A 7,807-nucleotide genomic window follows, 5' to 3' on the forward strand; every position below is an offset into this window, starting at 1 on the left:
CTTGTCGGAGAGGGAATGAGTGCACTGTGTGCTAATAAAAATGTAACAAGCGATGAATTGGAAGGCGTTGTAAAGATTTTTGAAAGCTTTGGGAAGATGGAGATATTAGAGGAAAAGCTTATGGATTTAGTTCCAGCGGTAAGTGGGTCATCTCCTGCTTATGTGTATATGTTTATTGAAGCCTTAGGCGATGGGGCTGTACTTCAAGGAATGCCTAGAGATAAGGCTTATAAAATGGCAGCTCAAGCGGTTCTCGGAGCTGCTAAAATGGTTCTCGAGACAGGGGAACACCCAGGAAAACTTAAAGACAATGTATGCTCACCAGGGGGAACTACTATTCAAGCAGTATACGCCTTAGAGAAGAATAATTTTAGGGGCACAGTAATTTCAGCTATGGAGAGTTGCACTGAAAAGGCCATTAAAATGGGTGGAAAATAATATTTTCGAAAAATAGAAATTGAATTTATTGTAAAACAGCCTAAGAAAGAACTTGTGCTTTCCCGGGCTGTTTTTTCATATTCATATATGTTTTTTCAGAAAGTAGCTTTTAAATCTAAAAGGGGACTAAATGTAGTGCAATGAAATAGAGAAAATTTGCTGTAAAGTGGAAAAGTTTATATTTTGTTTATAACTTGTTTATAGAAAGTAGAGACCTGTGCTTTAAAATAGAACTATGGAAGGCTTCCATGTTCATAAGCAAATTTAAAACAAAAAAGGGGATTTTAGAAAATGAAATTAAAGAAAAAAACAGCAACAATTATAAGTTTTGCTATAGGTACTATAATGTTTACAACTACAGCTATGGCTCAAGTATTAACCAAAAGTGGATATGATCAACTTAAGGATTCATTTAAATACACAGCAGAAAGTTGTACCAATAAACTTTCAAGTTATACTGCTGACATGTCAGTTAGTATAAAGGACAATGGCACTGTTATTTTTTCTGAGAATGCACTTTATAAAGTTGATGTATCAACTGGAGCGAAAGAAACTATAACAACGGGACTTGAGGGTTCGAAAAAGACAGAAAGTTATAATTACTCTGATAAAAAAGGTTCTATATATAAAAGCAACCAACAAAATGTTTATTATTCAACTGAATTTGAAAGTCCTCAGGAAAACGCAGTGTCAAAAAATCCTTTTAAAGAAGAAGGCGCTGCAGATATAGAAAAAATTGCAGATGCTATAGTGGGTAATTTAAAAGATGCCGTTGTAGTTACTGAAAATTCAGATGGAACGAAGACTTTATCTGGTTCTTTAAGTGAAACTCAAATACCAGCGCTTATTAATGCAGTTGTATCTCTTCAAAGTAAGAATACATTTGGTAATAATAACCCTAGTAATGAGAGTAGTACGCCTAAAATAACAAATGATGTATTTGTAAAAGATATTAAAGGAAATATGGTAACAACTAAAGATGGATTAATTAAAAGTGTTCTTGGTAGTGGTGTGATCTCTGGTAAAGATGAAAGTGGCACAGATCATAAATTAACATTTGAGCTATTGGCAAAGATGACTAATGTTAACTCAACTAAAGTTAGTAAACCAGATCTTACAGGTAAGACAGTAGAAAAAAATATACAACAAGATTATAGTAAATTGACTAATCCTGAAAAGTATATAGGAAAATACAAAACAGATATTATAATAGAAAAGGATGCTAAATTCGTAAAAATAGGTGAAAAATTCATAGATGTTACAGCAATAGATGACAAAAGAATTAGTGGAAAATATTATGAAGAATTTGTAAAGGGATACGAAGAATATGCAACAAATAAAAAAGACTTTAAGTTTGATGCTGAATTTGATGCAAATAATAAGATGAGTGCAACTTTTAATGCAATTGATTCTTCAAAAAATAAGACTGAAGGAAATATTTATATTAACCAAGGTTCTGCAAATATAGGATTTAATATAAATGAAAGCAGAAGTGGAAATATAATGTTTGATGGTCAATACAGTAAAGTTTTTAACTAATAATAAATAAGACATACAAAAATAAATAGCAAGTCAAATATTCTAAAATACTGACTTGCTATTTATTTTAATATGGTACTAAATTTGGGGGGTACATAAATGGAGAAAGTAATTGAAATTAAAAACCTTTCCAAGGTATATAAAAATGGAAGAGGTATAACAGATATTAATATTGATATACATAAAGGCGAGATCTTTGGGTTTTTAGGACCTAATGGCGCTGGTAAAACTACTGCTATGAAAATAATGACGGGGCTTATAAAACCAGACTGTGGCGATGTCAAAATTTTGGGACATAGTATCTTGGAAGAATATGAAAAAGTAATGAGAAACGTAGGTTGTATTATAGAAACCGCGGAATCATATCTTTATTTAACAGCTTATGAAAATTTAAAACAAGTTTCAAGATATTATAAAGATGTTGATGAAGAGAGAATCCATGAAGTTTTAGAAATGACAGGAATGTTAAAATACAAAAATGAAAAACCAAGAAAATTTTCTCTTGGAATGAAACAGAGACTAGGAATCGCTGCTGCAATTTTACCACGGCCAGAAGTAATTATTCTAGATGAACCTTTAAATGGACTTGATGTTGAAGGAATGATATCTATGAGAAATATAATAAAAGACTTGGTAGAAAAAGAAAATGCTACATTTTTTATCTCAAGCCATCTTATCCACGATGTTGAGCTTACTTGTACCCATATTGGCGTATTATACAATGGACGAATGCTGAATGTAGACACAATGAAAAATATATTAAATAATTATTCGTCACTAGAAAATTATTTTGTTAGCGAGGTAGAAAGAAATGGTGGAATTTAAAGCTACTTTATTAAATGAAATTGAAAAATTATATAAAAGAAAAAAAGTATTAGTTGCAGTGATTATATCACTTATTTTCATAATACTAGGACAGTTATCTATGGTAGTATTAAGAACTGGTTTTGGACTGCGAGGGGTATCAAGCATGGATTTTCCTATACTTGTGCTATCAGTCGTGGTTAATACAATTCTTCCGCTATTTACTGCGCTTGTTACAATAGAAAGTTTTTCTGGAGAATTTTCACAAAACACTATGAAAATTGCACTTACGAGGCCTATTACAAGATTAAAATTTTATACAGCGAAGTTAACTGCAATCATGTTATTTATACTTGCAAACCTTTTATTTTTAATGATTTTTTCAATACTCGCTGGTTGCCTTTTTAATTCAAATTCCTTCTCATTTAGTAGTGTTATTAAAATCCTAATTTCTTATATTGTAACGCTGTTACCTATGGTGATTTTATCAATAATTATTGCATTTTTTGCAAATATAATTAGAAGTGGTATAGGTGTATTTTTTCTATCAATTTTCGTTTTCGTTGCCTTTAAAGGGTTAGGGATAATCTTCTATAGATTTTCTGGTGTGTTTATTACATCTATGACGAGTTGGTATACACTATTTATTATGGAAACTATTCCTACTTTTAAAATTTTTCTTCAGTTTATGATGATGCTCAGCTATGGTATACTATTTTTTACAGCAGGATATTATTTATTTGATAAAAAAGAATTTTAAAAGTCACTCTTAAGTGAATTCAGTGAATTTTGAGGTGAAAAGATGAATATAAAAAAACGGTTGATTCTCTCCAATACTATAACTATAGTAATTCCTTTTTTCATTACTATTATGGCAGCATTCCTATTTATTTTTGTTTCCTCAAGGGTTTTTAATAAGGATGTAAGTTATGATAGTTTTAAGAAATTCATATCTATAAAAACGGAGTTAACGGATACTAAAAGCGCTGTATGGAAACAAAATTCTGATGACATGGAAGATCCAAAGTTTCAACAATATTTGTACCAGAAACTATCAAACATAAATGGAGAACTTATAATTTTAAAAAACAATAATATTATTTTCAAATCTAAGGATGTAAATAAAATTGATATAGAGAAATGCTTTTTAGAAGCTAAAACTAAATCTCAAAAAAAAATAGTCATAATTGATGATATTGCATACATGGTGGAAGTAGCACCAATTACGTTTAAAGATGAAGCTCTAGGAAATGTCATATTACTGGCACCAATTTTTGAGTATTCAGGTATTCTTGAAAAATTTATTGTATTCATCCTTGTGGTATTTCTTATCACGTTTATAGCAGTTAACATATTTATGTCCTATCTACTTTCAAAAAGAATAATAAAGCCATTATCACTTTTAAAAACTGCAGTAGGGGATATTAGTAAAGGTGATTTAAGTCTGGAAATTATTGAAGTTGGCGACCAAGAAATTAAAGATTTATGTGCAGATTTTGAAAAGATGAGAATACAACTGAAGGATTCTATTCGTATGAAAAAGAAGTATGATGATAATAGGACAATGTTAGTTTCTAGTATATCTCATGATCTTAAGACACCTATAACCTCAATAAAAGGCTATGTTAAGGGCATTATAGATGGAGTGGCAAACAATCCTGAAAAGGTAGAGCGCTACTTAAAAACGGTTTATTCAAAAGCGGAACAAATGGACGTTATGATTGATGATTTACTTTTATATTCTAAATTGGATTTGAGTCAGCTTCCCTTTAACTTTGAAAAAACGGACATTGTAGATTACTTTAATTATTGTATTCTTGAAAGTGCAATAGAACTTGAAAAATCCAATATAAAAATTTGTTTGAAAAACGATTTGAATGGAATAAAATACGTTGTGATTGATAGAGAAAGATTGATGAGGGTTATATTAAATATTATTGATAACTCTCGTAAATATATGGATAAGCAGCAAGGTGAAATTACAATAATGCTAAGAGAGACTAATTCTAGTATTATCATTGAACTAAGGGATAATGGTTCTGGCATTGACGAAAATGATGTAACTAAAATATTTGATAGATTTTACAGGGCAGATGCTGCAAGAAGTGAAGCAAATGGAAGTGGACTAGGACTTGCTATTGCAAAGCAAATTGTAGAGGGACATAGCGGCACAATATGGGCTGTAAGTCATGAAAATCGGGGCACGAGTATTTTGATATCATTTGGAAAAATATTATAAAAATAGAGGAGTAATATGAAAAAAATTTTAATTGTTGAAGATGATGTAAGTATTGCAGAACTTGAAAAAGACTATTTAGAACTTGAGGGCTTTGAAGTTAAAATATGTAATAATGGGGTAGATGGGTTAAATGCTTTAAAAACAAACCAATTTGACTTGCTAATTCTTGATGTCATGCTTCCTAAAATTGATGGGTATACTGTTCTGCGTAGTTTGCAAGAGGAGAAGGATATTCCAGTTTTAATGGTTTCTGCAAAGAAAGAAGATATTGACAAAATTAAAGGGCTCAGTCTTGGTGCTGATGACTATATTACAAAGCCCTTTAATCCCAGTGAGATGGTTGCTAGAGTTAAGTCACATATTCGAAATTACGAGCGAATAAAGAACAAATTTAAGGTTAGTGTTAAAAGTAGCACTCTTATAATAAGGGGATTAGAAATAAAAAAAGATTGTAGGCAGGTATTTATAAATGGTGTTGAAATAAATTTAGCTCAAAAGGAATTTGAACTATTATTATATTTAGCTGAAAACCCGAATAGAGTATTTAGTAAAGATGAATTATTTGAAAAAATTTGGGGATTGGATGCTAATTCAGATACTGCTACTGTTACAGTGCATATTGGAAGAGTGAGAGAAAAAATTGAGGAATCTACGTCTGTTCCTCAATATATTGAAACTGTTTGGGGAAGTGGGTATAGGCTAAGAGTATAAGATATACTCTAAACCTGTATTTTTTATTTTAATGGCCTTGAGTAATACAAGTAATAAGTATTGCATACCAAACATATATATTTATCAAAGACTTTAAATCATCACATTCGAAGTTATTCATCACCTTCGGAGCTACAATATTAACGATTTCAGAAGGAGATTTAGATTCTCACCGAGATTTTATTTTTACGAAGGTAGTAATTCCTAACTTATGGAAGATGCAGAATATTCCTTCTGAAATATCGTTAAGATTTATAAAATCTATTGACTTACGAACAAATGTTCGGTATAATATAAACATAGAACATCAAGGTGATTATACCTTTAAAGTTTTTAAAATATATAGTTGTTGTATTTTATAGCAGCTTGAAGTTATAGCTAAACTGCATTTTTAAATCACCACTTTAGTGGATTATTAAAAGGCTACTTTATTAGATTATTTAATTGGGGGTAAAACAAATGGAAAAAAAGGATTTACTGGTTAAGATTAATTATTCACAAGAGGGTAATGACAGTTTAGCAATAACTTATACTGCGAGTACAGATAAAGTTAATCATTCTTCTAAGTATTTAATTTGTGGGGGAATGTATAATAGAAACGGTGGAACTATAATGTTTAAGGCTAAGAATATAGAAGAAGCTACAGAGATAGCTAATAATAATCTAGTAGCTAAGGCAAGTGCTAATAAATACGAGTATCTTAAACGGGATTATTTAATAAATAGTATACAGGAAATTAAGTTAGTTAATCCACTTTAGTGGATTAATCTACTAAAGTAGCTTGTTAATATAAATATCTAAAAGGATATTCTGAAATTAAGGAATATCCTTTATAGCGTTTAATGCAATTTCAGAAGGCATTAATATTAAATCTGAAAAGCGGATTATTATATGGCAAATTCGATATTTATGATTACAATATCCAACTGATCTACTAATGAAATAATTGTACCAACTTCGTTAGCATTAGTAGTGGTTCCTCTTTTTACGATTTTAACTTCAGGTCTTAAAGCAAAGTTAGGGAATATGTCCGTTACCACACCGATATCACCAGTGCTAAGTTTTACTAGGGTTCCAGGTGGATAAGGAACAACAGCCTTAGAAAATACTTTTACCATTTCATAATCAAATTGAGTATCACCATGGGAAAGTATATACTCTACAGCATCATTAGGGCTCATAGCTTTTCTATACGGCCTGTCGGACGTAAGCGCATCATATACATCAGCAATAGCAACAATTCTAGCGTATTTATTAATTGATTTATCCTTTATATTATCTGGATATCCGTGTCCATCCATTTTTTCATGATGTTGAAGAGCAACAATTCTAGCAGGAGCAGATATATCCAAACATCCTTTTAAATAATTATATCCTTTTGTAGTATGCTCTTTTATAATTTCAAACTCTTCATTAGTTAATGGACCAGGTTTTAAGACTATATCTTTTGGAATAAGAACTTTGCCTATGTCATGTATCAATGCACCCATACATAAGGTATAAAGCTCTTTTTGATTTAGTTGCAATTGTACACCTAATACTAGAGAGATTACAGCTACGTTTACACTATGCTGGTAGGTATAATTATCCATACTTTTAATGTCTACCAGATTAATCATTACATTTTTTTTGCTTATGATTTCATCAATTATATCTCTAGCAATACTTCCTATAGACTCGAAGTAGGCTTGTTTTTCTTTTGCAAATTTTTTTTCATTAAAATTTACATTATTAGAATATAAACTGTATTTTTCAAAGCTATAGAAGGTTTCTTTTATAGTTTTTATAGCGCTTTGGCGAAGTTCAGGTTTTATTACATCTTCAATTACAGCATTACTATATTCATCGTTAATATATATAGAATAAATTTGTAACCGTTTAATTCTTGTTAAAAAAAATTCAGTTAATATAACACCTTCTCTTAATAGGACCCTTTCATCATTATCAAATATAGTTTTAGCCAAACAATTTCCTGGCATTGCAAATTCAATTGGTACGAGTCTCATAAATACATCACATCCCAAATATAAAGAATTAATCCTATTTAGTGAATCTTTAATGGGTTTTAATATTAAA

8 protein-coding genes are annotated in these 7,807 nt (G+C 30.3%); 7 read left to right on the forward strand and 1 reads right to left on the reverse strand.

What is annotated here, in order from left to right; translation table 11 throughout:
* The 7 genes from JJE11_RS10415 to JJE11_RS10445 all read left to right on the forward strand — a co-directional run.
* A partial coding sequence (locus JJE11_RS10415) for a pyrroline-5-carboxylate reductase (RefSeq protein ID WP_291635278.1) occupies positions 1–438 on the forward strand: 438 nt, incomplete at its 5' end.
* A 291-nt stretch (positions 439–729) separates the two neighbouring features.
* Complete coding sequence (locus tag JJE11_RS10420; protein ID WP_291635279.1) at positions 730–1,977, forward strand: hypothetical protein; 1,248 nt, start codon at positions 730–732, stop codon at positions 1,975–1,977.
* A gap of 99 nt (positions 1,978–2,076) precedes the next feature.
* On the forward strand, positions 2,077–2,802 hold the full coding sequence (locus JJE11_RS10425; protein WP_291635281.1) for an ABC transporter ATP-binding protein: 726 nt from the start codon (positions 2,077–2,079) through the stop codon (positions 2,800–2,802).
* The gene (locus tag JJE11_RS10430) at positions 2,789–3,541 is read left to right on the forward strand and encodes an ABC transporter permease (RefSeq protein WP_291635283.1); all 753 of its coding nucleotides are present in this window, start codon (positions 2,789–2,791) and stop codon (positions 3,539–3,541) included. The genes JJE11_RS10425 and JJE11_RS10430 overlap by 14 nt, the downstream gene beginning before the upstream one ends.
* A gap of 42 nt (positions 3,542–3,583) precedes the next feature.
* Positions 3,584–5,020, forward strand: coding sequence for a HAMP domain-containing sensor histidine kinase (locus tag JJE11_RS10435; RefSeq protein ID WP_291635285.1), 1,437 nt, complete (start codon positions 3,584–3,586; stop codon positions 5,018–5,020).
* A gap of 15 nt (positions 5,021–5,035) precedes the next feature.
* Positions 5,036–5,731, forward strand: a complete 696-nt coding sequence (locus tag JJE11_RS10440; protein ID WP_291635287.1) for a response regulator transcription factor — start codon at positions 5,036–5,038, stop codon at positions 5,729–5,731.
* A gap of 459 nt (positions 5,732–6,190) precedes the next feature.
* Positions 6,191–6,490: a hypothetical protein gene (locus JJE11_RS10445; RefSeq protein WP_291635290.1), complete on the forward strand. Its 300-nt coding sequence runs from the start codon at positions 6,191–6,193 to the stop codon at positions 6,488–6,490.
* A gap of 128 nt (positions 6,491–6,618) precedes the next feature.
* On the opposite strand, the gene JJE11_RS10450 is transcribed toward JJE11_RS10445, so the two are convergent.
* Positions 6,619–7,807, reverse strand: a 1,189-nt coding sequence (locus JJE11_RS10450) for an HD-GYP domain-containing protein (protein ID WP_366927923.1), incomplete at its 5' end; no start/stop codon positions are given.

It is taken from the genome of Clostridium sp., assembly GCF_016650095.1.
Taxonomy (GTDB): domain Bacteria; phylum Bacillota; class Clostridia; order Clostridiales; family Clostridiaceae; genus Clostridium_AD.